Source organism: Niallia sp. FSL W8-0177 (genome assembly GCF_038006285.1).
Taxonomy (GTDB): domain Bacteria; phylum Bacillota; class Bacilli; order Bacillales; family Cytobacillaceae; genus Niallia; species Niallia circulans_A.
This window is the reverse complement of the sequence record NZ_JBBOUX010000001.1, coordinates 1,204,423-1,230,368: the sequence shown is the minus strand read 5'-3', so window position 1 is coordinate 1,230,368 and position 25,946 is coordinate 1,204,423. Positions and strand designations below refer to the sequence as shown.

Here is a 25,946-nt window from a genome sequence, read left to right as displayed (position 1 = left end):
TTTTGTATTCATTACCATATAAGGAGCTTGTCTGCATATTTTATTTTTAGCATTTATATTCCTATCCATTCAGTTTAAAAATAGATTTGATAGGAAAGGAAGATATACCTATCCATTTATTTATGTATATATTTCACTATTGATTTTAGCAGAAGATGTGAATTATTAGCTATTCTTTCTAATACCTCATTTAAAATTAGGTAATAAGAACTACCAACTGTAATTATCCGTTCTTTTTTAGTGAAATTCCCAAGAAAAATAAATAAAAAGACTATCTCTTAATAAAAGAATACATTCCAAAGTCCCAACCATGGATTCTTTAAATTAGAGGTAGTCTTATTTCACTGCTTTTAAAAGTATTGCTATACACTATATAATATGAATCCCTTTATTCACCGTTCGAATTGTTAATTCATGGGTAGCAGGACAGAACTCAATTGTTCTACCACTATTTCCACCCACATCTTCACTTACCAATTTAATCCTTAAAGATTGTAGTGTATTTTTAACCGCTTCAACATTTCGAGGTCCTATTCTCATAACATCGCTTGTCCCAGTAAACTGAAACATTTGAGCTCCTCCGGCAATTTTTGCTAACAACGTACTTCTCTTTATTCCTAATCCTTCTAAACGCTCTACTAGTTCTACAATGGCTGTATCTGCGAATTTAGCTTTATTAAGAGTTCCGGATTTAGATATGGATGCTTCTGGAAGCATAATATGTGCTAAACCAGCAATTGGTTTTAGGGAGCTATATAATACAATACCCACACATGAACCAAGTCCAGAAGTCCGAATTGTATTAGGAGACTCTACCACATTCATATCAGCAATCCCAACTTTTATTACTGTAATTTGGTCAGTCACCATCCTTCACTCCCAATGATTGAAATAAAGCGGCAAAAGAATCAGGATCAGGCAGCAAAAAGAAATGGCCATTTACAGTGTCGGCTAATGTGATTTCTTCTCCATTTAACTCCGTATTGATGACAATCGCATAATCACTTACTTGAGAATGTTCAACTAATCCATATGTAACAATTGCACCAACCATATCAATTGCGAGTGCTGGCACGGATGGATACAAAGATAACTTCGTAAAATCAGATAAAGAGGACAAATAAGAACCGGATAATATATTGCCTAGTTCTTGTAATGCAGACATAGATAACTCATCATATGGCGGTTTAGCTAAGTTAACAGACGGGTCACCAATCATATCTTGAACCAATTTAGTAGCTTGCTCTAAAGGAAGTATAAAAAACATACTTCCTGGAACATCTCCTTCAATTCGTAAAAACACCCCAGCAACAATATTATCAGCACCGCCTGCCATTTCCATCATCTCATCAAATGTCACAATTTGAACATCCGGAACCTTCATATCAATCTTTTTATTCAGAAGCTTAGATAAAGAAGTTGCAGCATGTCCTGCTCCAATATTACCAATTTCTCTTAGTACATCAAGCTTTAAGGAATTTATATCATTAATATACCCCATACTTACTCATCACTTTTAGTATTAGCATAATTTCTTAATATATTTCGATCAAACACTTTTTCTAAATCAACAAGAATTAATAAACGTTTATCAAGCTTTACTACACCTTTTATATAATCGACTTCATCGCCATTGATTGTCTCTGGAGCAGGCTCATAAAGAGAAGTATCGACATCTACGACATCATTAGCAGAATCAACAATTATACCTACTTCCATATCTTCCAACATAATAATGATAATTCTTGTGCTATCCGTGTATGGAATTTCTTCCAAATTAAAACGAAGTCGCAAATCAATAATGGGAGTTACTACTCCCCTTAAATTAATCACGCCTTTAACAAAAGGAGCGATATTTGGAATTCTAGTAATATGCATGTTTTTCTCTATCGACATTACTTCATTGACAGAAATAGCATATTCTTTTCCCTTCAATTCAAATATTATTAATTTCTCTTCTGTTGAAACTACATCGCTCATTTCCTTTTCATCCCTCTCACATAACCTATCTGCAATTTATAAAGCGCAAGATCATTATTCCCCCATTTATAAACAAATTCTGACAAGTAGTAATTCTGCTTAATGAGTTTATTCCAAGGTAAAGCCACTTGCGCTAACATCTATTAATCCTTGTACAGGTTATTACTTAATTAAAGCATTACAATCCATAATTAAAGCTACTTGTCCGTCTCCTAAGATAGTTGCGCCAGAAATAGCATACGCACTAGAAAGGTAAGTACCTAGTGATTTTAAAACCACTTCTTGCTGACCGATAAATCCATCTACAACTAGACCAGCTAATTTATCTCCTTTTCTTACGATAACGACAGAATAATAGTCACTCTCGATTCCTGCTGATGGCACATCAAAAATATCCTTTAAGAATAATAATGGCACCACTTTGCCACGGAAATCGATAACTGTTTGATCATGGGCATGCATTAAATCATTCTTATTGACAATAGCTGTCTCAATAATAGATGACAATGGGATAGCATACTTTTCTGCTTGAATTTCAACTAGCATAACAGAAATAATCGATAAGGTTAATGGTAATTGGATAGAAAATAACGATCCTTTTCCTTCCTCTGATTCGATTGTAATCGAACCACCTAGTGATTCAATTGTATTTTTCACTACATCCAGCCCTACTCCACGTCCTGAAATATCAGAAATTTGATCAGCAGTAGAAAAACCAGAAGCAAAAATAAGTTCAGCGATTTGATTATTCGTTAATGTTTTAGCTACTTCTTTTGAAATAATTCCTTTATTAATTGCTTTAGAAAGGACTTTTTCTTTATTAATTCCTGCTCCATCATCTTCCAACTCAATAAAAACATGGTTTCCGCTATGATATGCACGAAGAACAACTGTTCCTTCTTCGCTTTTATTATTCGCTCGTCTTACTTCTGGTGTTTCGACTCCATGGTCAAGAGCATTTCGAATTAAATGAACTAATGGATCACCAATCTCATCTATAACGGTGCGATCAAGCTCTGTTTCTGCACCAACAATTTGTAAATCAATCTTCTTATTTAAATCACGCGCAAGCTGCCTAACCATTCTTGGGAAACGATTAAATACAGTCTCAACAGGAACCATGCGCATATTTAGGATAATATTCTGAAGATCACCAGTAACTCTTGACATTCTTTCTACCGTTTCATGAAGCTCTTGATCTTTAAGGGTGGAAGAAATTTGTTCCAATCTTCCTCTGTCGATAACAAGTTCCTCAAATAGATTCATTAGAATATCTAAACGCTCAATATTAACGCGAATGGTTTTATTAGATACTTTAGTTCCTGTTTGTTTCTCAGTCTGTTTAGTCTCAGCCGGAGTGCTATTTTCTGTAACAGATGTATTATCCGTTTTTGCTTGTACTGCTTCTACAACCGGAGTTTCTACTATCGTTTGCTGCTTAGCAGACTGACTATTTGCAAAGAATTCCCTTACAGCTACCTTTTCTACCTCTGAAACTTTCATAACAGACGCTTCAATTTTATCTGCTGCCTCTTTTGATATAAGGGTTACCATAAAATCATAGTCGAATTTTTCTTCTTCAAGCTCTTCCACTGGAGGAATAGACTTAACAACCTCTCCTAATGATTCTAGAGCTTCAAATATCATATAAACTCTTGCAGCTTTTAATAAGCAGTCACTTTTTAATGTAATATTGATTTCATAAGTAAAAAAGCCTTGATCGGATGATTGCTGTAATACAGTTGTTTCAAATTCATCATATTGATTTTGCTTTGCAGGAGCATCCTCTATGGCAGTTACTGCAACCTCTGCTTCTGCTGTATTTTGGTTTAAAGGAAGTCCTTTTTCAATTTGTATAAGCTTTTCAACTACTGCTTCTACATTTCTTTTTCCATCTCCACCACTAGCGATTGACTCTACCATTGCATCAAGATCATCGACAGCTAAGAAAATGACATCCAATATTTCTGGAGAAAAAATAATTTTCTTATTCCTTATAGCATCGAGTACATTTTCCATTTGATGGGTTAGACTTGCCAAATCTTCATACCCCATTGTTGCAGACATACCTTTTAAAGTATGAGCTGCACGGAAAATTTCATTTACTATTTGTAAATTTTCAGGATCCTTTTCTAACTCTAATAAATGTTCGTTACATGCTTGTAAATGTTCTTTACTCTCTTCAATAAAAACTTCTAAATACTGACTCATTTCCACTTGCTTCACATCCCTTGACGTTATACATATTTCATAATAGTTTCAGCAATATGATCTACCTTTTGAATTTCATCAATATAATTCGTGGCAATAGCTGTTTTAGGCATTCCGTAAACAATACATGTCTCCTGTGACTCAGCAATAGCTTTTACGTTACCTTTTTTTGCTAATTTTATTAAACCATCTGTGCCATCTGATCCCATCCCAGTCATAATAACTGCTATTTTTGCATAGGCTTTCAAATCGCTGACAGATTCAAACATAATATCAACAGATGGCCTATGACCATTTATAGGGGCAGTTTGATCCAGATCAATTGCTGTATGGACACCAACTGTTTTTACCTTTAAATGCTGACCTCCTGGGGCAATATAGGCAACTCCATTACGGATGATCTCCCCATGCTCCGCTTCCTTTACCGTAATAGCGGATAACGTGTTTAGACGATTTGCAAGGGATCTGGTAAATCCTGCTGGCATATGTTGAACGATTAAAATAGGTGCTTCAATATCACTTGGTAAATTAGTTAGGACTTTCTGCAATGCCCTTGGGCCACCAGTTGAGGTTCCAATTATGACAATCTTTTTCATGGAGTTCATCCAATTACTGATGGATTCTATCTTTTGGACTATTCTTTTATTCTCTTCTCTTGGTTCCATTTTACTATAAGAAGATTGTGAAGTAATAGTCTTTTTTCCTTCATTTGAAAGATTTAATAATGTTTTTGGTTTTACTTTACTAGCTAAAATAACTTTTTCTACCAATTCCTGCTTAACTTTATATAAATCTAGTGAAATAGACCCAGAAGGCTTTGTGATAAAGTCAATTGCCCCTGCTTGCATTGCCTGAATCGTACTTTCTGCTCCAACCTTTGTTATGCTTGATAGCATAAGAACTCGTACAGGATGCTCTAACATAATTCTCTTTAAAGCACTTAAACCGTCTAAGACTGGCATTTCGACATCAAGCGTTACAACATCAGGAGCTAATTGCTTAATTTTCTTTATTCCGTCTTCACCATTTCTGGCTGTACCAATAACGGTTATTCTCGAGTCTTCGGAGAGAAAATCTGTAATTAGCTTACGCATAAATGCAGAATCATCAATAACAAGAACCTTTATTTTCTCCACTTTAAACTCAACTACCTTTCAAACAAAAACCTTTTTAATTTAGACACGAAATTATGTCTATTAGCTGGATAGGGTTCTGTAAACTGTTGTTTACCATATCTATCGGCAATTTCGCGCAAAGCTTTAGCCGCTTCTGATTTTTCATTAAAAAAAACAAAAGGAATTTGTTTTCGTACAGCTTGTGCTACATTTGTGTCATCTGGTATATAGCCAAGATTAATAAGATCCCGCTGCAAAAATTTTTTTACAACTTGCTGAAGTTTTTGTAACGTTTCTGCCCCATCTTTTTTCTCCATTGTTCGATTAACGACAAGGTATAACGGAAGTACTGCATTTTTTGTATGAATAAATTTCATTGCAGCATATGCATCTGTTATAGAAGTAGGTTCAGGTGTTGTGATGACGATACAATCATCAACAGATAGAATAAACTTTAAAGAATCCGTACTAATTCCAGCTCCCATATCAAATAAAATATAGTCATAGTGATTTAATATCCTTTGAAAATGCTGAAAAAAGCTCTCTAGTTTTTCTTCTTCCATATCGACAAAATCACTTAGTCCAGAACCACCTGCAATATAGTCTAATCCATCAAATCCTTTAGAAATAATATACTCAAAATTAATATCATTTCTAAAAAAGTCAACGATCGTAAAGCGAGACTGTGTCCCCATTAGAATATCAATATTCCCCATTCCAATATCCATATCAATCAGTAAAGTACGATATCCTCTTTTTTGAAGAGTGAGCGCAAAGTTAAGCGAAAAATTCGACTTTCCCACACCGCCCTTTCCACTGATAATCGCCAATGTTTTGTGATTGGAGTCCCTTTTGTTTGCATTTAATTGTTCAATTTTTTTTCGTAAGATAGAAGCTTGATCGTTCATTCTTCAACTACCTCAAATAGCTTATTTACTAACTCCTCTGGGGTTGCTGGAACTATATCATCAGGAACATTCTGACCTGTTGTAATATAAGCAGCACCTTTTTTACAAGCAACAATTAAATTAATCATTGCCCCGTACGAAGATGTTTCATCTAATTTTGTGAACACGAAAGCATCAATCTTGATTGCGGAAAATTGTTGATAAATCTCTTCTAAGTCATCTTGCTTTGCTGTCATAGATAAAACAAGTAACGTTTCCATTTCTCTTTTATAATCGACCACTTGCATTAAATCTTCTACATATTTTTTATTTCTGAAATTTCTTCCTGCTGTATCAATTAAAATAACATCGCATTCTTCCAGTTTTTTCGTAGCATGCTCAAAATCTTCCAGAGAATAACAAACCTCTAAGGGTACATCTAAAATATTCGCATATGTTTTAAGTTGTTCGATTGCCCCAATCCTATATGTATCTGTTGTAATAAATCCTACTGATTTTTGCTGTCTTAAAATGATATTGGCAGCAATTTTGGCTAAAGTTGTTGTTTTTCCCACCCCTGTTGGCCCAATGACATTAATATATTTTTTGGCTAAAGAGATTTCCCCAAATGAATAAGGGGAAATCTCCGCTAATAGAAATTGCCGTGCCCACTCAGAAACCTGAGACTCTAAAACGTCTTCGCCTGCTGCGTACCATTTAGCTACTAATTCTTTCACTAATCCTGTCTTAATGTCTTCATCTATCCCTTGTTTATCTAATTGATTTACTATGTTAGTTATAGGAGAAGGAATAGAAAATGTCATACTTTTATTCGCTTTTACATTTTGATTAATTTCATTTAAATGCTTTACTATCTCTGGATAATCAGATATTCTCTTTCCCTCTTTTAAACTTATATTATTAGTTGAATTATCTGCATCAGCCCTAAAAGCCGGTTCTTTAATTAAAACAGGACTGCGCATTTCTCGCTTTTTTGTTTGCTTAGAAATTGTTGTCTCTGAAATGCTCGGATCAATAGCTGCGAGTACTTCGATATTTCTTTTTTTAAATAAGCCTAAGAAGCCGCCTGTATAAATTACTTTTGAATGAAGAATGACAGCATCATTCCCTAATTCCGCTCGAATCTTTTTCATTGCTTCTGGCATATCCCGTGCTACGTATTTTTGGATTTTCATTCGATATTCACAACTCCCACACTTTGAACTTCTACATTTGCTTCTAATTCATTGTACGATAATACTGGAACTTGTGGAAAATAACGTTCTGTCAATTGTCTTACATACATACGAACAGCTGGCGAACATAAAAGAATTGGCATCTGTTCCATTACAGATAATTGTTCAATTTGCCCAGCAATACTCTCTAAAATTGATTGGGAAATATTTGGATCTAATGCTAAGAAGTTTCCATGCTCTGTTTGCTGAATATTATCCGCTATTAGTTTTTCCACTTTTCCTGACAAAGTTACCACTTTTAAAGAGTCATTTTGATTCGTGTATTGGGTAGTTATTTGACGGGCTAAGGATTGTCTAACATATTCAACTAATAAATCTGTATCAGCTGTCATTTTTCCAAAATCAGCTAATGTTTCGAAAATGACTGGTAAATTACGAATAGAAACATTTTCCCTTAAAAGTTTTGCTAAAACCTTTTGAATTTCTCCAATCGACAACGGACTTGGTGTTACTTCTTCGATTAAAATCGGATAGCTTTCTTTTACATGATCCACTAATTGTTTCGTTTCTTGTCTTCCTAATAACTCATGGGCATTTGCCTTAATTACCTCTGTAATATGGGTAGAAACAACGGAGGGTGGATCAACCACGGTATAACCAAAGATTTCGGCTTGTTCCTTCGTACTTTCTGTTATCCATTTAGCCGGCAGGCCAAAAGATGGTTCAATCGTATCAATTCCCTCAATGGAATCATCGTCCATCCCAGGACTCATCGCTAAGTAATGATCCAGAAGCAGTTCCCCGCTTGCTCTCTCATTTCCCTTTATCTTTAATCGGTATTCATTTGGCTGTAATTGAATATTATCGCGAATCCGAACAACAGGAATGACAAGACCTAACTCTATCGCTAGCTGTCTTCTGATCATGACCACCCTATCTAATAGATCCCCTCCTTGATTGGCATCGGCTAAAGGAATAAGACCATAACCAAACTCAAATTCAATTGGATCCACACTTAGTAAACTAACTACACTTTCAGGACTTTTTAGCTCATCTGTTTGGATATCTTCCTCAAGCTCCTGCATTTGTTCTAAATTTTGCTTTGGCTTTCTTGATAAATAATAAGCTCCAAATATTAGAAGTCCCGCAATAGGAATTGTTAAAAAATCATCAATTGGCGTAAAAAGACCTAATAAAAAGATTGTTCCTCCTGCTACATAAAGCATTTTTGGGTATGACAATAACTGCGAAGTGATATCGGAGCCAAGGTTTCCTTCTGAAGCAGCTCTTGTTACAACAATCCCTGTTGCTGTTGAAATTAGTAATGCAGGTATTTGACTGACAATCCCGTCCCCAACGGATAATAAGGAAAAATGCTGGGCAGCATCTCCTGCTGCCATACCAAGCTGAGTCATCCCAATGACGATTCCAAAAATCAAGTTAATAAAAACAATTATGATTCCAGCAATGGCATCTCCTTTGACAAATTTACTTGCCCCATCCATCGAACCATAGAAATCAGCTTCTCTACCAACTTTTTCACGCCGTTGTCTTGCCTCTTGCTCGGAAATAATCCCCGCATTTAAATCAGCATCAATACTCATTTGCTTACCTGGCATTGCATCTAATGTAAAACGTGCAGCAACCTCTGATACACGCTCAGACCCTTTGGTGATAACAATAAATTGAATGATGACAAGAATTAGAAAGACTACTAACCCAACAACAATATTGCCGCCAATTACGAATGTTCCAAAGGTATGTACTACCCCACCTGCATCCCCTTTTGATAAAATAGCTCTAGTGGTGGATACATTGAGACCAAGGCGAAATAGGGTCGTTAACAACAAAAGTGAAGGGAAAATAGAAAACTCTAAAGCCTCACTCATATTCATAGTTAATAATAAGATAAGTAATGCCAACGTAATATTAAGCAAAATTAACACACTTAATAACCATGTTGGAAATGGGATAATCAACATTGCAATAATGAGGATTACCCCAATCACTACGATTAAGTCTCTCCTTGCCATTTCTTCCGCTCCTTAAAAAAACACGTTTATGTCTATATTATTTACAATAAATTCTTTACTAAAAATGCTATTATTTATCTCTAGTTTGATAGACGAAAGCCAGAATCTCTGCAACAGCCTTATAAAATTCTTCCGGAACTAAATCACCTATTTCTACTTGGCTGTACATTGCCCTTGCCAATGGTCGATTCTCTACCATAACAACATTATTTTCTTTTGCCACTAATTTTATTTTTTGGGCAACAAAATCGACCCCTTTTGCCACAACATAAGGTGCGTCATACTTATCTTCATCATATTTCAGACAGATCGCATAATGAGTTGGATTCGTAATGACAACATCAGCGGTAGGCACATCCTGCATCATTCTGTGCATTGCCATTTCTCTCTGCTTCTGCTTAATTTTGGACTTTATTAAGGGGTCACCTTCCATGTTTTTATATTCGTCTTTAATATCTTGTTTTGACATTCGAATATTCTTTTCATAATCATATCGCTGATACATATAATCCATGAGTGCTATCACTAACAGCGCAATCGAAGCATAAAGCCCCATCTGTACGGTTAACTTAGCAATTGTAACAGCAATAGAACCAATAGATTTATGAGAGAGGATTAGGATTTCGTTCATTTTTCCCCATAAAACAGAAAATACAACAATACCAATCACTGTAATTTTCAACAATGACTTCAACAATTCTACAATCGAACGTAGTGAAAACAATCTCTTAAATCCCGAAATTGGATTTATTTTTTCTAATTTAAATTTAATTGCTTCCGGAGAAAATAAAACACCGACCTGCATATAATTGGCAATTAGTCCCCCAGCAAGAGCAGCAATTAAAATAGGACTTAATAAAAGTGCCACTTCCTTAAGAATATCTAAAAACAAACCTTGTATCGAATTGATTGAAAGATTAATGCCCATAAAATCACTAAAGGTAAAGGTGAAAAGAGACAGTAATCCATCTAAAAGGTATTCCCCTGTGAAACTTAAAACACCAAAAACAACTAAAAGAACAAGCGCTGTATTAACATCCTGACTTTTTGCCACTTGTCCTTTTTTTCTCGTGTCTTGCCTTTTCTTTGGAGTGGCCTTTTCCGTTTTTTCGCCTGCAAAAAACTGAAGATCTAATGATAGAAGCTTCATTAACCAACCCCCCCTATAATGTTCATCATTCCTCTCATCGTTGTAACAATGGAAGAGAACAAATGGGTTACAGAGGTCATTAGTACACCCATAACTATAAAAAGAATAATTAGTCCTGCAATAATTTTGATAGGAACACCCACAACAAAAATATTTAATTGAGGGACAGTTCTTGCTACAATCCCTAATCCAACATCCACTAAGAAGATGCTTCCCACAACAGGAATAGACATCTGAAAAGCAATCATAAACATTAAACTAAATGTTTTAATAAGAAACTCCGCTAACTCGCCATTTCCAAATTTAATCCAAGGCTGTTCAAGCGGAATAAATTGATAGCTATAATAAATACCGTCTAATAGCAAATGATGACCATTAGATGCCAATAAAAAAAACATAGCGATAATGGTTAAATATTGACCAGTCAGCGGACTTTGCGATCCTGTTTGAGGATCTATCACGTTTGCAATTGCAAACCCCATTTGAAAATCAATAAATCCTCCCGCAATTTGAATAGCAGAAAATAACATATATGCGACAAATCCAATGGAAAGCCCCACTAAAGCCTCTTTGAGAATAAGAAAATAGTAACCTGTATCAATGGTTAATGTAGGTACATCCATCCCCCAAAACATAACTAGCGATAAAAAAAATCCTAAACCCACTTTAAAAGTCGTAGGGATCGTCCGATAAGAGAATAAAGGTAGCATTAAAAAAAACGAAGTAACTCGAACAAGGATTAATAAAAATGCTGGAAAATTTGATAAAAGTTCATCCATCATCCTTCTATCCAATAAACCTTGTTAGATTTGAAAATATATCTTTCGTATAAGAAAGCATATGACTCAGCATCCATGATCCAAAAAAAACAAGTCCAACAAGAACCGCTACAATTTTTGGGACAAACGCCAAAGTCTGCTCTTGGATTTGTGTCGTTGCTTGAAAAATACTGATGATTAGTCCAACTGCCAACGCAATAATTAACAGTGGACCGCTGATAATTAATACTGTAAGTACGCCTTTCTCTGCTATGGAAATAACCATTTCCTGTGACATTCTTTCACCTTCTTAAAAACTTTCTAACAGTGATTTTACAACTAAATACCAACCATCCACCATAATGAATAATAATATCTTAAATGGTAAGGAAATCATTACTGGCGGTAGCATCATCATCCCCATTGACATTAAAATACTGGCAACAACCATATCAATAACTAAAAACGGAATAAAGATCATAAATCCGATTTGAAAAGCTGTTTTTAATTCACTAATTGCAAAAGCGGGTACCAACGTAGTTAATGGAATATCCTCAATAGATTCTGGTGCTTCTGCTTTTGAATAATTTAAAAATAATGCTAAATCCTTCTGCCTCGTATGTTTGCTCATAAATTCCTTAAGTGGCAAAGAGGCATTATCATAGGCTTCCTCTAATGTTATTTCTTCATTAAACAATGGTGTTAAAGCCTTATCGTTTACTTCCTGAAAAGTAGGAGCCATAATAAAGAATGTTAAAAACAATGCTAGCCCTACAATGACTTGGTTAGGGGGCATTTGTTGGGTTGCAAGCGCCGTTCTGACAAAGGAAAGAACAATCACTATTCTTGTAAAGCTAGTTAGTAATATGATGATACTAGGTGCTAAAGAAAGGACGGTTAATAATAATAACAATTGGACAGAAGTAGAAACATTACCTGGGTCATTGTTATTAAAAAACTGCATAAACTCATTCATTTTTTTCTGACGATCCTTTCTTTTTCTTCTCTAGTACGTCCAACTTTTCCTTACGTTCACTTGATATTCTTTCTAATTCTTTTGATAAACGAATAGAAAAAGATTCTTTTGTCTTCGGAGCAGAATGACTAGAAGATATTACATTCTTCACCTTTGTCACAATATCGCTTGGTTGTACTAGTTGATCTAATTTCTGATTATATTCTGCTAATATTTCTTTATACTCTTGTTCATCCTCAATCTCTTTGATTAATTGAATACTATCTCCCACACCTACTATTAATAACCGCTTCCCTACTTTTATTAATTGAATGGAGCGATTTGCACCTAACGCTGTACCACCAATATTTTCAATAATTTGCGAATTTTTATAACCATGATTTCTTTTGTTTATAAAACGCAAGATAAAATATATTAAGAAAACAACAAATATTGTTGCAAAAATCATTTTCACGAAATCCCAAATAGTAACCCCGATGGAACGTGGTTCATCTGAATTTGTTTCTTCTAAAAGTAAATCAGATTGCTCCTTAGTCTGATTGTCATTTTTAGAATTCTGCTCTGTTGTCATCTCTTTCTTTGTATCGTCTTGTGCTTTATTCTTTTCTGATTCGTTCTGTAAGATATCATATACACTTTTATCAATTTGTTCTGCGTAGGCTTGATTACCAAAGCCTAGCAGAACAATGATGAGCAGTGAACAACGAATTAATAAATTTACTTTATTCACATTCGGCACCCTCTAATATAATTTTTAGCCTAATGTTTTACTGATAGCTTCCAATACACGGTCTGCCTGGAATGGCTTAACAATAAAATCTTTTGCACCAGCCTGGATTGCATCAATAACCATTGCTTGTTGTCCCATTGCTGAACACATAATAACTTTCGCATTTGGATTAATATTTTTAATTTCTTTTAAGGCAGTAATTCCATCCATTTCTGGCATGGTAATATCCATTGTTACTAAGTCTGGTTGTGTTTCCTTATATTTTTCGATTGCTTGCATACCATCTGCAGCTTCTCCTACGATTTCATACCCATTCTTCGATAATATATCCTTAATCATCATTCGCATAAAAGCGGCGTCATCAACGATTAATATTTTCTGTGCCATATTCCTCAAAACCCCCAAAAATTATTTTAAATTTTTTAATCGATCCTTTTGACTAACAATATCAGTTACACGCACACCGAAATTCTCATCAATTACCACTACTTCTCCTTGTGCAACCAATCGGTTATTTACAAGAATATCAACAGGTTCTCCTGCTAACTTGTCTAATTCAATAATAGAGCCTGAAGACAACTCTAGAATTTCCTTAACTGATCGCTTCGTTCTGCCAAGCTCAACCGTTACTTGTAATGGTATATCTAGTAACATATCCAAATTCTTTGTTTCTGTAACGGTTGAAGTCGGTGTATCAAAACTAGAAAATCCTGCAGGCTGCACATTTGGTGGTGGACCTTGTGTATGATTTCCTGAACCAAAATATTGCTGCTGCGTCACATTTGCTGGCTGAGAATTAGTATTAACAGGATTATTCGCCATTGGATTTGAAGCTGTTTGGTAATTAGCCGTTGCATGTGACTCTTGCATTGGTTCTTTTGGCTCATATACTGAATTATAATCCACTTCGGGAATATTGGAAACTTCTTCTTCTCTATTATTAGGATTTATTAACCCTTCCACTAACTTTTTCGCAAAAGAAAGCTGTAATACTTGCATGATCTTTGAATCAATTAAATCCCCAATCTTAATTCGAAAAGAAATTTTAGCTAAGACATCTTCATCCGGAATCGACTCCGTTCCTTCTCCATCATGAATGTTTAAAATATCGATACTTGGTGGAGAAATATCTACTTTTTTGCTAAAAATGGTAGACATGGATGTTGCAGCAGATCCCATCATTTGGTTCATCGCTTCTTGCACTGCGCTTAGCTGGATTTCTCCTAACATTTCAGGATTTGTATTCAATCCATCTCCCCCAAGCATCAAATCAGCAATAACAGCTGCATCTGCTTGTTCAATAACAAGTAAATTCATGCCCGAAAATCCTTCTGTATAATTAACCCTTATTGCGACATAAGGTTGGGGAAACTCATCTGCCAGCATATTCTTGCATATTACGCTTACGGTAGGTGTCGTAATATCTACTTTCTGATTTAATAACGTAGACAGAGCTGTCGCTGAGCTACCAAAGGATATATTTCCGATTTCTCCTAACGTATCTTTCTCTATATCTGATAAATACTTTTCTGCATCCATTTCTGAACTATCATTTGTATCACTATCTCCCCTTAAGAGAGCATCTATTTCATCTTGTGAAAGCATATCCTTACTCACCATCTTCCTTCCCCTCCTCTAAAGTTCCTAATACTTGAACAGCCATTTTTTTATTTAATTTACCAGGTTGTCCAATAAATTTAGGGATATCTCCAACTTTAATGATTAAGGGCTGTTGTATCGTTTGATTCATTTCAATAACATCTCCAATGTCCAACATTAAAAAATCCTGGATGGAAATATCAGAAGTTCCAAGTTCAGCGACAACCGGCACAATCGATTGCTGAATATTTTCTTCTAAACGAGCAGTAAATTCAGGTAATCTCTCCTTTTTCTCTGCCTGCATCCAATAATGCCCGGATAGCTTCGGAATAATCGGCTCTAGCACCACATGCGGAATACAAATATTTATCATTCCACTTGTTTCCCCAATTGTAGTACTTAAGGAAATTACTACAACCGTTTCATTAGGAGAAACCATTTGTAAAAACTGTGGATTTACTTCGAATTCAGCAAGACTTGGTTCAATATCCACTAAATCTTCCATTGCCTCTCTAAAATGATCAAAGGCACTTTCGAATGTATTTGACATAATTTTCGTTTCAATTTCTGTCAAATTTTCCACTTTATTTAGACTGCTGCCTCTACCGCCCATCATTCGGTCCATCATAGCATAGGCAATATTAGGATTTACTTCCATCAAGATTCTGCCTTCTAGCGGCGGAACATCGAATACATTTAAAATAGTCATTTTCGGAATCGAACGAATGAACTCTTCGTATGGAATTTGATCTGCTGATGTAACAGATATTTGCACATATGTCCTTAATTGTGCAGAGAAAAAAGTTGTTAATAATCTAGCATAATTCTCATGAATTCTTGTTAAGCTTCGAATTTGATCCTTCGAAAACCGTAATGCTCTTTTAAAATCATATACCTTGACCTTTTTTTCCAGTTGTTCTTTTTTCAGCTCATCTGCATCCATTTCACCAGATGATAAAGCAGATAGCAGGGCATCTATTTCATTTTGGGATAAAATATCAGCTGACAAAATTACTCACCTCCATCTATTCTCTTTTATTTTATTGGAGTAGAGAGTTTACAATATAAACTTGGACTACTTTGCCTTCTTGCATCAGTTCATTAATTTTATCCTTAAGATCGTTCTCTAATTTAATTTGGCCATTTTTCCCTTTTAATTCTTCTGATTTTTTCTCAGATAATTCTTGAATAATAATATTCTTAACTTGAAAATCTCTCTTTTCTAATTCTTCCTTTGCTTCCTTACTATCTGTCTGGATCTTAAAGGATATTCGGATGAAATTATTAGAAGCTAAATTTGTCGTCATTTCCTCAATATCCACAGAAGATTCCAAGATTTCGTCAATCGAAGGTTCATTTGTCTTTTGCTCGCCAGTAAATTTCCAAATATAAATGAAAGCTCCTGCTCCTGCCAGTGTAATAACTAATAATAAAACGAGCATTATAATAATAACTTTATTATTCTTCATCGTCTTTCTCTCCCACATGTGGTAATCCGAAGAGGTTTACTTTTTGAAAAAAATGATTCATTTTCTCTAATACATCCTCTTCACTTTCTTTAACAACAAATTTATTTCCATTAGTTAAAGTTATCGTTGTATCAGGAAAAGATTCGACTGTTTCAATAAATAAAGCATTAAGTAAAAACTTTTTTCCATTTAGCCGAGTTAACTGTATCATTTTTTTATTAGGGGCTAACCTTACGAATAACCCCTGCCCCTCCAATTAAATTATCGTTTTAAATTAACTAATTCTTGAAGAATTTCATCTGAAGTTGTAATGATTTTTGTATTTGCCTGAAAACCTCTTTGAGAAACGATCATATCTGTAAATTCTTCTGATAGGTCAACGTTTGACATTTCTAAGTAACTACTATTAACTGAACCAGTACCTGCTTGTCCAGGAGTAGACAAAATAGCATCTCCAGAGTTATTAGAAACCTGAAAAATATTCCCGCCTACTTTCTCTAACCCTTCTGGATTATTAAACTTTGCAAGTACAATTTGTCCAGCATTTTGTGTTTCTCCATTTTCAGCAACATAAGTAATGGTTCCATCCGTACCTATGCTATAACTTTTTGCTGAGGCTGGAATAGTACCTACACCAGACACTTTAAGTCCACTTGATGTAACAATATTTCGGTCTTCATCAAAGTAAAAGTTCCCTGCTCTAGTATAAAATGGATTACCCTCTCCATCTTCTACAACAAAGTACCCCTCACCAGAAATTGCCAAATCAAGCCCTCTGCCTGTATATTGTGTAGGTCCTTGAGTATGAACCGTATCAATTGAAGCAAGCTGAGATCCTAGCCCGATTTGCTTCGAATTCGTACCACCATTTCCATTTGCAGGAGCTGTTGCACCAGAAACCGTTTGACTAATCAAATCACTGAATGTCGTACGACCTTTTTTAAAACCATAAGTGTTTACATTGGAGATATTATTCCCAATAACATCTAATTTTGTTTGAAAGTTTTTCATTCCGCTTATCCCTGAATATAATGAACGTAACATTTATATTATCTCCCTTCGAATGAACTGCGTCTATCACTCAGCAGTTTTTGGCCCCCAATTTTGGTCCAGCCTTTTAATTCATAATAATTGTTCCATTTATATTAGTAAAAATTTGGTTTGTTGCTTCTTCACGGTCCATTGCCGTTATTACAGTATTATTTTTTGCACTAACAATTAAGGCTGCATCATTTAAAAGTACTAACGATTCCTTTATTCCCATCTTCTTTGCCTCGGTAACCTTTTCCTCGATCGCCCTCCATTTAGCAGCATCTATCTTAATTCCTCGCTCCTGAAGTCTTTCATTAGCATGTTTACTAATATTCAGCGTATTTAATGAAGAAATAGACTGTTGTAAATGAGTAGAAAATGATGGAATGTTTTGGGCTTTATGCAAAGTTGACTTAGTTTTAAGCGCCTCAATACCATTTTTAATTGCTGCATGTGATTTTATGGAAGGATAAACTGGCTTATCCATTTAATCACTTCCTATTCAATTTTTATAATTTGTCCTGAAGTAATTTTCGTTTCTGCATCATCACCTAAAGTTAGTTGAATTTGTCCATTTTTCAAGGACACAGACAGAACTTTATTACTTACTTCATCCTCATTCTCATTCAAATAAGAAACGTTTTTTCCAATCAATTGACTTGCTAGCACAAGATTATTTTCCGAAGCATTTTTATTCATACTTGATATGTTAGCAGGCACAATTTTTGTTCCATCCTCCAATGTGAAGATCACACTGTCTTCTGAATAAGCAATCGAACTCACCTTTCCGGTACCAGAATATGTTTTGTCATTCCCAGCTTTATCAGTTACTACTTTGCTCCAATTTACTTCTTGACCAATAAATTGCCCGTATGAGATAAGATTCGACTGAGTTTGCAGAGAGATTAAATTAGTCATCGCAGTATTTAAATTTTGCATTTGTTCCAAACTTGAGAACTGAGCCATTTGTGCGATAAACTCTTTATCATCCATTGGACTTGTTGGATCTTGGTTTTGTAATTGTGTAATTAAAAGCTTCAAGAAAGCATCTTTTCCTAGCGATGAGCTGCCTGTGGAAGTATTAGATTTCGATTTCTGATATTCTGATAAAGAGAGAGAAGGGTCATTTATTGTATTTGCCATCGGTACTTGCTCCTCTATACTTCAATATTTAATAACTCCTCAATAAAAGAAGCTTTTTGTTTATTCTCATCATCATTTTCATCTTTCTTTTCTCTTTGCTGATGTGGATGTTGCTGTTCTTGCTGCTGATCTCTTTGCAACCTATCTTGAGGTTGTGGAGAAACAACAATATCCACTTTATCAACTTGTAAATTCTGCGCGGTTAAACCATGTTTCAAACTAGTAAGTTGTTTTTCCAGTACGTCTTTCGCCTCAGTATTCGCAGTAATAATTCGAGCAATCATATTTCCTTCATTCTGAGTTACCTCAATTCGAATAGATCCTAAATGATCTGGCGCTAGTCGAATAGTTAGCTTTTGCATATCGCTCGTTTTAGTAAATGTACTATTTGCCAAAATTTTTACAAATTGTTCTTCTACCCTTTTCGAATGGATCGCTTCTCCTGAATCACTTAGGAGCATAAGCGGGTCTTGCTTCAGAAAAGTAGTTGGAATAGATGATAATATTTTTGTGTCTGTATCTCCTTCACCAACTTCAACGTTTCCCTTTATTTCTGTATTTGACCCTAATAACTCTCCTGACTTTCTTAAGGAGCTTACCATAATGGGGTTAACCATTTTTGGTAGAATCGTATTCTTTTCGACTAATTGCTTATCTAATTTTCCAAGAATAGAAGATATAATTGTCTTTAGCTCCGTTGTCGCTGCCGCAATACCATTTTCTGTCCCTGCTACACGGTTAAGATTAGCTTGCGTTGTTTCTGAAGACACTAATTTCTGCATTGCCAGTTGTTGTCCCTTCCCAACAACATTTCTGTTTTCTTGTAACAAACGATTTTGCATTGCTGTTAGTTTCTGATCGACTTCGGGAATTTTTTTTTGAAAATCTTCTTTAATATCATTAATTGCAATATCGACTGGTATATCCTCTGAAAGGAAGTTCCCAGTAGTATTTTTTGAAATTTCATTATTCAGTACTTTTTGATTTTCTATCTCTTTGACAACAGAAGCAAAAAAACCTCCAGATACCAAGTTTTCCTTACCAGAATTAGCATCACTTGTAATCATAGTATAGGCAGGATTAGCTTTATTTTGACTGAAAGCTACTTTCTTTAGTTCACTCTCACCCTCTACAAAAGGTTCCACGTTCTGTTCAGCGCTTTGCACCGTACCTGCTATGCTTTCATTCGAGTACACATTTTGTTCAAAAAAATTGTTTAAGGAAAGAATAAATCCTTGTAAATCTTCGACGGTTTCAGCAATTTTTTCATTGATAGTAAGATCAGGTAAACTTTTTACTGTTTTCTCAAGCAGCTTTAAATCAGAAAATAAATCTGGTAACTCTGTATGATTAAACATTTCTGGAGTTATCCTCGAATTTTGTCCTTCTATTAATACTTGAGTAATCTTGTTTTCAATCTTAATAAATGTTGCAGCTATGATACCTTCCATATCGGTCGCTTCTAAATCATTGATACCACTTTGATCTGAAATATCATAGTAAGTATTCCATAGCTTTTCTAGACTCATAGAAATTTCTTCATTGGGAATTTCTTTTGATGAACTAGACAATAATGCTAAAAGCTGATTTAAGCCTTCTTTCTGTTGATCTTGAGCAACTTTTGGACTTGATTTTTCTTGTTGATTAGTTGTTTGTAAAGAATTTATCAGCAATAAAAACTTTCCGCCAAGTTTTTCGTTTAGCATCCCTTTGTTTCCACTAGCTACTTCCACTTTTCGCAATGAATTTATCAGTTCTAATTGCAATTTTTCACCCCCTTTCTAGCCAATTTAAGTTTTATTGACTTGCTTTTGCTGATTTTGATAGCAGCTCTGTATATTTGGATGCAACAGGTGGCTCCATTTTCTCTAATACCGAAGCAAGTTTTGCTGGTTTAAGCTCTCCCAAAATTTTCATTGCTTCCTTTTCGCTCATTTCTGATAAAATAGCCGCTGCATTTTTCGGAGACATTGTTTCATATGTTTTAACAATCTCATTCATAGCTTTCTTTGTTTCCTCTTGGGCTGACTGGAGAGATTGTAACTCACTCTGCAGCTTCTCTTTTTCCGAATTAGCAGATTGAAATCTATTTTCACTATTTTCTAATTGTGATTCTAGTGACTTTATTTCTTTATCTCGTTCTTTTAGCTTTGTTTGTAAAGAGCTAATTGTATTTTTATTATTTTCCAGTAATTTATCGGTAGATTTTTTTTCTTCACTCAGAAAAGGAATTGCATTTAATAACTCTTTTCCTTTCTCTGCAACATCTGCTCCTGAATACATAAGCAAAAGGACGAGAACGATGATTGCAAATATTGTCGGAATGACTGCAACCATAAGAAATCGTTGAAAAATATTAAATGGCTTCTTTTTTTCTTCCCATGAATTTTCCATTTAGCCACCTACCTTTTCATGTTGCATGTATTGTTGAAGAGAAATATCATCCATTTGCTTGGCCTCTTCCGCTCTTGCTATTGCTAAATAATTCGAATGGTCTTTTTCTTTTATTTTCACAAACTTTTTTACTTCAAGGTTTTTTTCAAGCATTTTCTCTTGAAAATAAACCATTGAATTCCGTGCATTTTGCACCATTTTTTGGGCATGTTCAATTGTTTTTGCTAAATTGCCCACGAATTGCTGATGGTGTCTAATTTCTTGAACCGATAATCCGGACATCATTTTTTCTGCTTGATATGCTTCCAGATCTTCTTTTCTTTTCAACAGCTCATAGAGATTTTCAGCCGCTTCTTCAAATCTGTTTACCGATTGATTGTAAGCAGAGCTTGCTTCCTCTTTTTCTCTTTCGCGAATCGTTAAAATTTTTTCGAATTTAAATTGATAGCTCATCTTTTTATCCCTCTGTTCCAACTAAAGTTAATAAGGAATGAAGGCTCTCCTCAATTGAAACCTTTTCATCTGTTTCCTGCTTTATATAAGATAGGATGCTAGGATATAACCTAATTGCTGTATCAATCTCTTTAGAAGAACCTTTTTTATAGGCACCTATGTTGATTAAATCTTCCGAATTCATATAAGTACTCAAAAGATCTCGTAATCGCTCGGCCGCTTTTACATGCTCTTTTGAGACAACATGATTCATCACGCGGCTTACACTTTTTAAGACATTCACAGCAGGATATTGCCCTTTATTAGCAAGCTCACGGTCTAATACATAATGGCCATCTAAAATACCGCGTACGGTATCTGCGATCGGTTCATTCATATCATCCCCATCAACCAATACGGTATAAAAGGCTGTTATACTTCCAAATTCGTTTGTTCCCGTTCTTTCTAAGAGTTTTGGCAAGATAGCAAATACAGAAGGTGTATATCCTTTTGTGGTCGGCGGTTCACCAATAGCAAGTCCCACTTCTCTTTGCGCCATTGCAACCCGAGTAACAGAATCCATCATTAACATGACATTTAATCCTTTATCGCGAAAATATTCGGCAATAGCAGTAGCAGTATACGCACCCTTAATTCGCATTAAAGCTGGTTGATCAGATGTTGCAACAACAACAATCGATCGCTTCAGCCCCTCTGGCCCTAAGTCACGTTCAATAAATTCTCGTACTTCTCTACCGCGTTCCCCTATCAAGGCGATCACATTTAAATCTGCTTTTGTATTTCTGGCAATCATTCCTAGCAATGTACTTTTCCCAACACCACTACCTGCAAAAATCCCAAGTCTTTGTCCAGTGCCAACCGTTAAAAGTCCATCAATTAACCGAACTCCTACTTCCATCGATTGGGAAATAGGTGGTCTTGTCATTGGATTAGGAGGCTCTTGATCAATTGGAACAGACTTCAACCCTTTTGGTAACATCGATCCGTCTAAAGGCATTCCTAAAGCATCAACCGCAGTACCTATTAATCCTGGTCCAACCTTAATTTCTAATGGCTCAGAAGAGGCTTCTACTAAACAGCCTGGTGAAATGTCTTGGACAGTTGTATATGGCATTAAAATGATATTCCCCTCATTAAACCCTACAACTTCTGCCTTGATAATTCGTTTATGCTTTGTACCAATGTGGATATTACACACATCACCAATAGAACTTTCCGGTCCCTGTGATTCAATCATTAACCCTACAACTTTATTCACACGGCCATATTGCTTATAAGTGTCAATGGACGAAATCGAGCTTAGTAACTCAAGTGCTTTCACCCTTCTTCACTCTCCAATATTTCAAGTAACTTATTTTTAATCATAAGCAATTGCGTATCAACACTTGCATCTAAACGCCCGTTTGCCGTTTCGATAATACAAGCATTTTCATCAATCGTTTCATCAGGGAAAATGAAAAGATTTGGCTTAATCGGAAATAGTTGTAACAATTCTTCTTTTTCTGCTATTACCATTTCATAATGGATAGGACTGACATGTAACTGTATTTCCTTCTGTTTCCTTACTTCTTTAAGAGCATTTTGTACAAGATAGAGGAAGTTTTCTTCCTCTTCTTTTATCTTGTTATTCATAATTTTTTCGGCAACTTCAATTGCAAGCTCCAATATAGTAGTTTCAGCAGATTGTAAGTATTTTTCGTAATCCTCTTTTGATGCAGTTACTGTGTCTTTCGCTTGTTGAATAAAACTTAACATTTCATTATATCCTACATTTTGACCTTCTTCGTAACCTGCTTGAAAACCATTTTTCCTCGCTTCTTCAATTAAATTCCCTTTTTCTATATCCCAGTTTTGTCTTTCTTCCATAAGCTGTGCTCGTATAAGTTCGGCTTCTTCCAAAGCTTGGGCTTTCATTTCATCTGCTTCTTTCCGAGCCGACTCTACTATTCTGTTATATTCCGTTTGTGTAACTTCCCTAGAAAGATCCACCTCAGCATTGAAGGTATCTATATACTTAATCGAAATAACTTTCTCATTAGCGTCATCTGGCTTTGAATATCTTGACTTTATTAATCTAGACAATGATATCATCTCCTCCGCCTCGGGCAACTACGATTTCGCCAGCATCCTCAAGACGTCTGATAATACCAACAATTCTTGATTGTGCTTCTTCTACATCCTTCAAGCGTACAGGTCCCATAAATTCCATCTCTTCTTTAAAGGACTCAGCCATTCTAGTAGACATGTTGCCATAAACAATTTCTTTCACTTCATCGCCAGATACCTTAAGTGCAAGCATAAGATCTTCATTTTCACAATCACGAATAATTCTTTGAATTGCTCTATTATCCAATGTAACGATATCTTCAAAGACAAACATTCTCTTTTTAATTTCTTCTGCTAATTCTGGATCTTGGATTTCGAGTGCGTCTAAAATAGTCCGCTCTGTTGCTCTATCGACTCCATTTAGTACTTCAACAACCGCTTCAATACCACCAGTTTGAGTATAATCTTGCGTAACAGTGCTCGATAATTTTCTTTCTAATATTTGCTCGACTTCGTTAATAATTTCAGGTGAAGTACTATCCATTACAGCAATTCTCTTCGCAATATCAGCTTGAACTTCCTGTGGAAGCTCAGACAGGATTAGACCTGCCTGAGTGGGATCCAAGTAAGATAAAATTAACGCAATCGTCTGCGGATGTTCATTTTGAATAAAATTTAATATTTGGTTTGGATCTGCTTTTCTCGCAAAATCAAAAGGTCTTACTTGCAGAGAAGAAGTAAGCCTATTTAAAATAATCGACGCTTGTTCTGTCCCAAGAGCCTTTTCTAACACCGTTTTTGCATACCCAATACCACCTTGTGAAATATAATCTTGAGCAAGCGCAATATTATGAAATTCTTCTAAAACACTTTCTTTAGAAGTATTCTCGACCTTTCTAACTCCTGATATTTCTAAAGATAGTTTCTCAATTTCTTCCTCACTCAAATGCTTATAAACCGAAGCTGCAACATCAGGACCTAGCGATATAAGGAGAATGGCCGCTTTCTGTTTCCCAGATAACTCATTTGATTCTTTTCTTGCCATCTACACCACCCCTTAATCTTCCGTAATCCATGTACGAAGTAATTTTGCAAATTCCTCTGGTTTTTCTTTCGCCATTTTTTCAAGCTGTTTTCGTCTTATTGTTCCTTCTGATTCTTGTTGTTCCTCATTAATATCTGCTACAGGAGCAACCGGCTGAATAATTTCTTCTATTTCTTCTTCCTGTTTTTTCTTTCTTGCTTTCATAACGAAGAAGATTAATAGAATAATAACTGCAAGCAAGCCTCCTCCAACAGCGTAAATCCACCATGGGATTGATGCTTGAACAACGTCTGCTGCTTGTTTTTTACCGTTAAACGGTTGTACAGACACAGCAATCTTACTTTGGATATCCTCATCTGTTAATTCTCCACCTGTTGATGTTTTATCAATTGAAGTTCTAACAATTGTCCCTAATATATTAGAAATATCATCGATACTTTCCTGTGGTAAGGAAGTAGAATCATTTGCATCAGGTGGCTCTACCATTACTTGAATACCTAAATCACGAACTTTATAAGGACTCTCCACAATTTGTTTTTTTATCCGATTTACTTCCCTATTAACGGTTTGATCGACTTTTTCATAGTTGCCATTTCCGGATCCTGTTTCTGAATTATAAGTAGTTACATCTGCATCGTCTTCTGCCTGCACAACTCCACCGGCAGCATTTTCACCTGTATATGTTTCTGTAATATTCTGTGCACTTATTTCAATTCCCGCCATATTTTCTTCATCAACTGGCGTAACTAGGTTTTCTTCTCTGTTTTCTTGGGTAAAGTCTATATCAGCAGTAACAGACACTACAACTTTATCTTGGCCCATCAACGTCCCTAGCATTGTTTGGACTTGTCTTTGAATATCACGTTCAATTTGCTTTTTCACATTATTTTGCGCAGTAAAAGTATCTGTCGCAGAATTATCTGAAGAATTTAAATCAAAATACTCAAAGTTTTGATTCGTAATGACGATATTATCTGTAGGAAGGTTTGGTACACTTTTGGACACGAGTGTATATAACCCTTCTATTTGATTTTCAGAGAAGTTATAGCCCGGCTTTGTATTTAATACAATCGAAGCTGTAGCTTCTCCCCCTTGATCTGAAACAAATACACTTTCTTCTGGTAATGTGATAACAACATTGGCATCATTAATTCCATCAACACCCTTTATTAAATTAGCAATTTCCGTCTGCAGGGCATCTAATTTTAATACATTAAATTCGTTATCTGTCATTCCAAAGCTTGCATTCTCACTAAAAAAGGAATAATCAATACTACCAGACTTAGGTATCCCTTCTGCCGCAAGTTGTACTTTTAATGTATCGACTACTTCCTCTGGAACACTAATCACGGTACCTCCACCTGATATTTCAGAAGTTATCCCTTTACTATCTAGATTCTCCTTAATAGCTCCCGTTTCAGAAGGTGTTAAATTGCTGTATAATGGCACTAACGTTACTCTTGTAAAAAAATAAGTCGCAAACACAGCAATTAGAATAAGCAAAAGTCCGCTACCTGTTATCACAGTCTTTTGCTTTTTAGAACGACTTTGCCAAAACTCTTTTAAAGGATTAAATATTTTATTTAGATTCTCTTTCATTCTCTTCCCCCGGCTACCGTAATTTGTATAGGTATAAACCGCCCATCTTTTATATTGACTGTCTTCTACTTAAATGGCATGGACACTTACTTGTCTATAGTAGAAGCAACTTCGTTTTCTTACTAAAAGT

The 25,946-nt window shown here is 35.3% G+C and carries 28 protein-coding genes; all 28 read right to left on the bottom strand.

Annotation, left to right across the window (positions count from 1 at the left end; translation table 11 throughout):
* Positions 1-369: 369 nt before the first annotated feature.
* Entirely contained in the window at positions 370-867 is a 498-nt protein-coding gene (locus tag NST77_RS05840; RefSeq protein WP_123259102.1) for a chemotaxis protein CheD, read from the bottom strand.
* Entirely contained in the window at positions 860-1,501 is a 642-nt protein-coding gene (locus NST77_RS05835) for a chemotaxis protein CheC (RefSeq protein WP_095329206.1), read from the bottom strand. The genes NST77_RS05840 and NST77_RS05835 overlap by 8 nt, the downstream gene beginning before the upstream one ends.
* A gap of 2 nt (positions 1,502-1,503) precedes the next feature.
* Positions 1,504-1,980, bottom strand: a complete 477-nt coding sequence (locus tag NST77_RS05830; RefSeq protein WP_341122789.1) for a chemotaxis protein CheW — start codon at positions 1,978-1,980, stop codon at positions 1,504-1,506.
* Positions 1,981-2,142: 162 nt separating this feature from the next.
* Entirely contained in the window at positions 2,143-4,197 is a 2,055-nt protein-coding gene (locus NST77_RS05825; protein WP_123257462.1) for a chemotaxis protein CheA, read from the bottom strand.
* 20 nt (positions 4,198-4,217) lie between these two features.
* Positions 4,218-5,327 carry a protein-glutamate methylesterase/protein-glutamine glutaminase gene (locus NST77_RS05820; protein WP_095329203.1) on the bottom strand — a complete coding sequence of 370 codons (1,110 nt, stop codon included), beginning with the start codon at positions 5,325-5,327 and terminating at the stop codon, positions 4,218-4,220.
* Positions 5,328-5,338: 11 nt separating this feature from the next.
* The gene (locus NST77_RS05815) at positions 5,339-6,214 is read right to left on the bottom strand and encodes a MinD/ParA family protein (protein WP_095329202.1); all 876 of its coding nucleotides are present in this window, start codon (positions 6,212-6,214) and stop codon (positions 5,339-5,341) included.
* Positions 6,211-7,389 (bottom strand): flagellar biosynthesis protein FlhF, encoded by a 1,179-nt coding sequence (gene flhF, locus NST77_RS05810; protein WP_163185008.1) that lies wholly within the window; start codon positions 7,387-7,389, stop codon positions 6,211-6,213. The genes NST77_RS05815 and flhF overlap by 4 nt, the downstream gene beginning before the upstream one ends.
* The gene (gene flhA, locus NST77_RS05805; RefSeq protein ID WP_095329200.1) at positions 7,386-9,422 is read right to left on the bottom strand and encodes a flagellar biosynthesis protein FlhA; all 2,037 of its coding nucleotides are present in this window, start codon (positions 9,420-9,422) and stop codon (positions 7,386-7,388) included. Before flhA ends, flhF begins: the two co-directional genes overlap by 4 nt.
* 70 nt (positions 9,423-9,492) lie before the next feature.
* Positions 9,493-10,572, bottom strand: a complete 1,080-nt coding sequence (gene flhB / locus NST77_RS05800) for a flagellar biosynthesis protein FlhB (RefSeq protein WP_095329199.1) — start codon at positions 10,570-10,572, stop codon at positions 9,493-9,495.
* A complete protein-coding gene (fliR, locus tag NST77_RS05795; protein ID WP_095329198.1) occupies positions 10,572-11,351 on the bottom strand; it encodes a flagellar biosynthetic protein FliR in 780 nt (259 codons plus the stop codon). Before fliR ends, flhB begins: the two co-directional genes overlap by 1 nt.
* A gap of 7 nt (positions 11,352-11,358) precedes the next feature.
* Complete coding sequence (fliQ, locus tag NST77_RS05790; protein WP_016201137.1) at positions 11,359-11,628, bottom strand: flagellar biosynthesis protein FliQ; 270 nt, start codon at positions 11,626-11,628, stop codon at positions 11,359-11,361.
* A 12-nt stretch (positions 11,629-11,640) separates the two neighbouring features.
* Positions 11,641-12,306 (bottom strand): flagellar type III secretion system pore protein FliP, encoded by a 666-nt coding sequence (fliP, locus tag NST77_RS05785; RefSeq protein ID WP_095329197.1) that lies wholly within the window; start codon positions 12,304-12,306, stop codon positions 11,641-11,643.
* The gene (locus NST77_RS05780) at positions 12,299-13,036 is read right to left on the bottom strand and encodes a flagellar biosynthetic protein FliO (RefSeq protein ID WP_235850223.1); all 738 of its coding nucleotides are present in this window, start codon (positions 13,034-13,036) and stop codon (positions 12,299-12,301) included. The genes fliP and NST77_RS05780 overlap by 8 nt, the downstream gene beginning before the upstream one ends.
* 24 nt (positions 13,037-13,060) lie before the next feature.
* Complete coding sequence (locus NST77_RS05775; protein ID WP_016201134.1) at positions 13,061-13,423, bottom strand: response regulator; 363 nt, start codon at positions 13,421-13,423, stop codon at positions 13,061-13,063.
* Between the two features lie 21 nt (positions 13,424-13,444).
* Positions 13,445-14,656 (bottom strand): flagellar motor switch phosphatase FliY, encoded by a 1,212-nt coding sequence (gene fliY / locus NST77_RS05770; protein ID WP_163185005.1) that lies wholly within the window; start codon positions 14,654-14,656, stop codon positions 13,445-13,447.
* Positions 14,646-15,644 carry a flagellar motor switch protein FliM gene (gene fliM, locus NST77_RS05765; RefSeq protein ID WP_095329195.1) on the bottom strand — a complete coding sequence of 333 codons (999 nt, stop codon included), beginning with the start codon at positions 15,642-15,644 and terminating at the stop codon, positions 14,646-14,648. Before fliM ends, fliY begins: the two co-directional genes overlap by 11 nt.
* A 31-nt stretch (positions 15,645-15,675) precedes the next feature.
* Positions 15,676-16,104, bottom strand: a complete 429-nt coding sequence (gene fliL / locus NST77_RS05760) for a flagellar basal body-associated protein FliL (protein ID WP_095329194.1) — start codon at positions 16,102-16,104, stop codon at positions 15,676-15,678.
* Positions 16,094-16,315 (bottom strand): flagellar FlbD family protein, encoded by a 222-nt coding sequence (locus NST77_RS05755; RefSeq protein WP_095329193.1) that lies wholly within the window; start codon positions 16,313-16,315, stop codon positions 16,094-16,096. Before NST77_RS05755 ends, fliL begins: the two co-directional genes overlap by 11 nt.
* A 50-nt stretch (positions 16,316-16,365) precedes the next feature.
* Positions 16,366-17,148 (bottom strand): flagellar basal body rod protein FlgG, encoded by a 783-nt coding sequence (flgG, locus tag NST77_RS05750; protein ID WP_123257459.1) that lies wholly within the window; start codon positions 17,146-17,148, stop codon positions 16,366-16,368.
* A 73-nt stretch (positions 17,149-17,221) separates the two neighbouring features.
* Positions 17,222-17,623 (bottom strand): TIGR02530 family flagellar biosynthesis protein, encoded by a 402-nt coding sequence (locus tag NST77_RS05745; protein ID WP_341122788.1) that lies wholly within the window; start codon positions 17,621-17,623, stop codon positions 17,222-17,224.
* 11 nt (positions 17,624-17,634) lie between these two features.
* Positions 17,635-18,279, bottom strand: a complete 645-nt coding sequence (gene flgD, locus NST77_RS05740) for a flagellar hook assembly protein FlgD (RefSeq protein ID WP_171509520.1) — start codon at positions 18,277-18,279, stop codon at positions 17,635-17,637.
* A 14-nt stretch (positions 18,280-18,293) separates the two neighbouring features.
* Positions 18,294-20,045, bottom strand: a complete 1,752-nt coding sequence (locus tag NST77_RS05735; RefSeq protein WP_171509519.1) for a flagellar hook-length control protein FliK — start codon at positions 20,043-20,045, stop codon at positions 18,294-18,296.
* Positions 20,046-20,076: 31 nt separating this feature from the next.
* The gene (locus NST77_RS05730) at positions 20,077-20,673 is read right to left on the bottom strand and encodes a MotE family protein (protein ID WP_095329188.1); all 597 of its coding nucleotides are present in this window, start codon (positions 20,671-20,673) and stop codon (positions 20,077-20,079) included.
* Positions 20,674-21,126 carry a flagellar export protein FliJ gene (fliJ, locus tag NST77_RS05725; RefSeq protein ID WP_095329187.1) on the bottom strand — a complete coding sequence of 151 codons (453 nt, stop codon included), beginning with the start codon at positions 21,124-21,126 and terminating at the stop codon, positions 20,674-20,676. It abuts the gene before it with no gap.
* A 4-nt stretch (positions 21,127-21,130) separates the two neighbouring features.
* Positions 21,131-22,447, bottom strand: a complete 1,317-nt coding sequence (fliI, locus tag NST77_RS05720) for a flagellar protein export ATPase FliI (protein ID WP_095329186.1) — start codon at positions 22,445-22,447, stop codon at positions 21,131-21,133.
* On the bottom strand, positions 22,444-23,208 hold the full coding sequence (fliH, locus tag NST77_RS05715) for a flagellar assembly protein FliH (protein WP_341122787.1): 765 nt from the start codon (positions 23,206-23,208) through the stop codon (positions 22,444-22,446). Before fliH ends, fliI begins: the two co-directional genes overlap by 4 nt.
* Positions 23,201-24,217, bottom strand: coding sequence for a flagellar motor switch protein FliG (fliG, locus tag NST77_RS05710; RefSeq protein ID WP_095329184.1), 1,017 nt, complete (start codon positions 24,215-24,217; stop codon positions 23,201-23,203). Before fliG ends, fliH begins: the two co-directional genes overlap by 8 nt.
* 12 nt (positions 24,218-24,229) lie before the next feature.
* Entirely contained in the window at positions 24,230-25,816 is a 1,587-nt protein-coding gene (gene fliF / locus NST77_RS05705; RefSeq protein WP_095329183.1) for a flagellar basal-body MS-ring/collar protein FliF, read from the bottom strand.
* Between the last annotated feature and the right edge of the window lie 130 nt (positions 25,817-25,946).

Excerpts from the sequence above, each read along its gene's own strand:
- NST77_RS05835 (WP_095329206.1), bottom strand. The coding sequence starts at position 1,501 with ATGGGGTATATTAATGATATAAATTCCTTAAAGCTTGATGTACTAAGA.
- NST77_RS05830 (WP_341122789.1), bottom strand. The coding sequence starts at position 1,980 with ATGAGCGATGTAGTTTCAACAGAAGAGAAATTAATAATATTTGAATTG.
- NST77_RS05815 (WP_095329202.1), bottom strand. The coding sequence starts at position 6,214 with ATGAACGATCAAGCTTCTATCTTACGAAAAAAAATTGAACAATTAAAT.
- flhF (WP_163185008.1), bottom strand. The coding sequence starts at position 7,389 with ATGAAAATCCAAAAATACGTAGCACGGGATATGCCAGAAGCAATGAAA.
- flhA (WP_095329200.1), bottom strand. The coding sequence starts at position 9,422 with ATGGCAAGGAGAGACTTAATCGTAGTGATTGGGGTAATCCTCATTATT.
- flhB (WP_095329199.1), bottom strand. The coding sequence starts at position 10,572 with ATGAAGCTTCTATCATTAGATCTTCAGTTTTTTGCAGGCGAAAAAACG.
- fliR (WP_095329198.1), bottom strand. The coding sequence starts at position 11,351 with ATGGATGAACTTTTATCAAATTTTCCAGCATTTTTATTAATCCTTGTT.
- fliQ (WP_016201137.1), bottom strand. The coding sequence starts at position 11,628 with ATGTCACAGGAAATGGTTATTTCCATAGCAGAGAAAGGCGTACTTACA.
- fliP (WP_095329197.1), bottom strand. The coding sequence starts at position 12,306 with ATGAATGAGTTTATGCAGTTTTTTAATAACAATGACCCAGGTAATGTT.
- NST77_RS05775 (WP_016201134.1), bottom strand. The coding sequence starts at position 13,423 with ATGGCACAGAAAATATTAATCGTTGATGACGCCGCTTTTATGCGAATG.
- fliY (WP_163185005.1), bottom strand. The coding sequence starts at position 14,656 with ATGGTGAGTAAGGATATGCTTTCACAAGATGAAATAGATGCTCTCTTA.
- fliL (WP_095329194.1), bottom strand. The coding sequence starts at position 16,104 with ATGAAGAATAATAAAGTTATTATTATAATGCTCGTTTTATTATTAGTT.
- NST77_RS05755 (WP_095329193.1), bottom strand. The coding sequence starts at position 16,315 with ATGATACAGTTAACTCGGCTAAATGGAAAAAAGTTTTTACTTAATGCT.
- flgG (WP_123257459.1), bottom strand. The coding sequence starts at position 17,148 with ATGTTACGTTCATTATATTCAGGGATAAGCGGAATGAAAAACTTTCAA.
- NST77_RS05745 (WP_341122788.1), bottom strand. The coding sequence starts at position 17,623 with ATGGATAAGCCAGTTTATCCTTCCATAAAATCACATGCAGCAATTAAA.
- flgD (WP_171509520.1), bottom strand. The coding sequence starts at position 18,279 with ATGGCAAATACAATAAATGACCCTTCTCTCTCTTTATCAGAATATCAG.
- NST77_RS05730 (WP_095329188.1), bottom strand. The coding sequence starts at position 20,673 with ATGGAAAATTCATGGGAAGAAAAAAAGAAGCCATTTAATATTTTTCAA.
- fliJ (WP_095329187.1), bottom strand. The coding sequence starts at position 21,126 with ATGAGCTATCAATTTAAATTCGAAAAAATTTTAACGATTCGCGAAAGA.
- fliG (WP_095329184.1), bottom strand. The coding sequence starts at position 24,217 with ATGGCAAGAAAAGAATCAAATGAGTTATCTGGGAAACAGAAAGCGGCC.
- fliF (WP_095329183.1), bottom strand. The coding sequence starts at position 25,816 with ATGAAAGAGAATCTAAATAAAATATTTAATCCTTTAAAAGAGTTTTGG.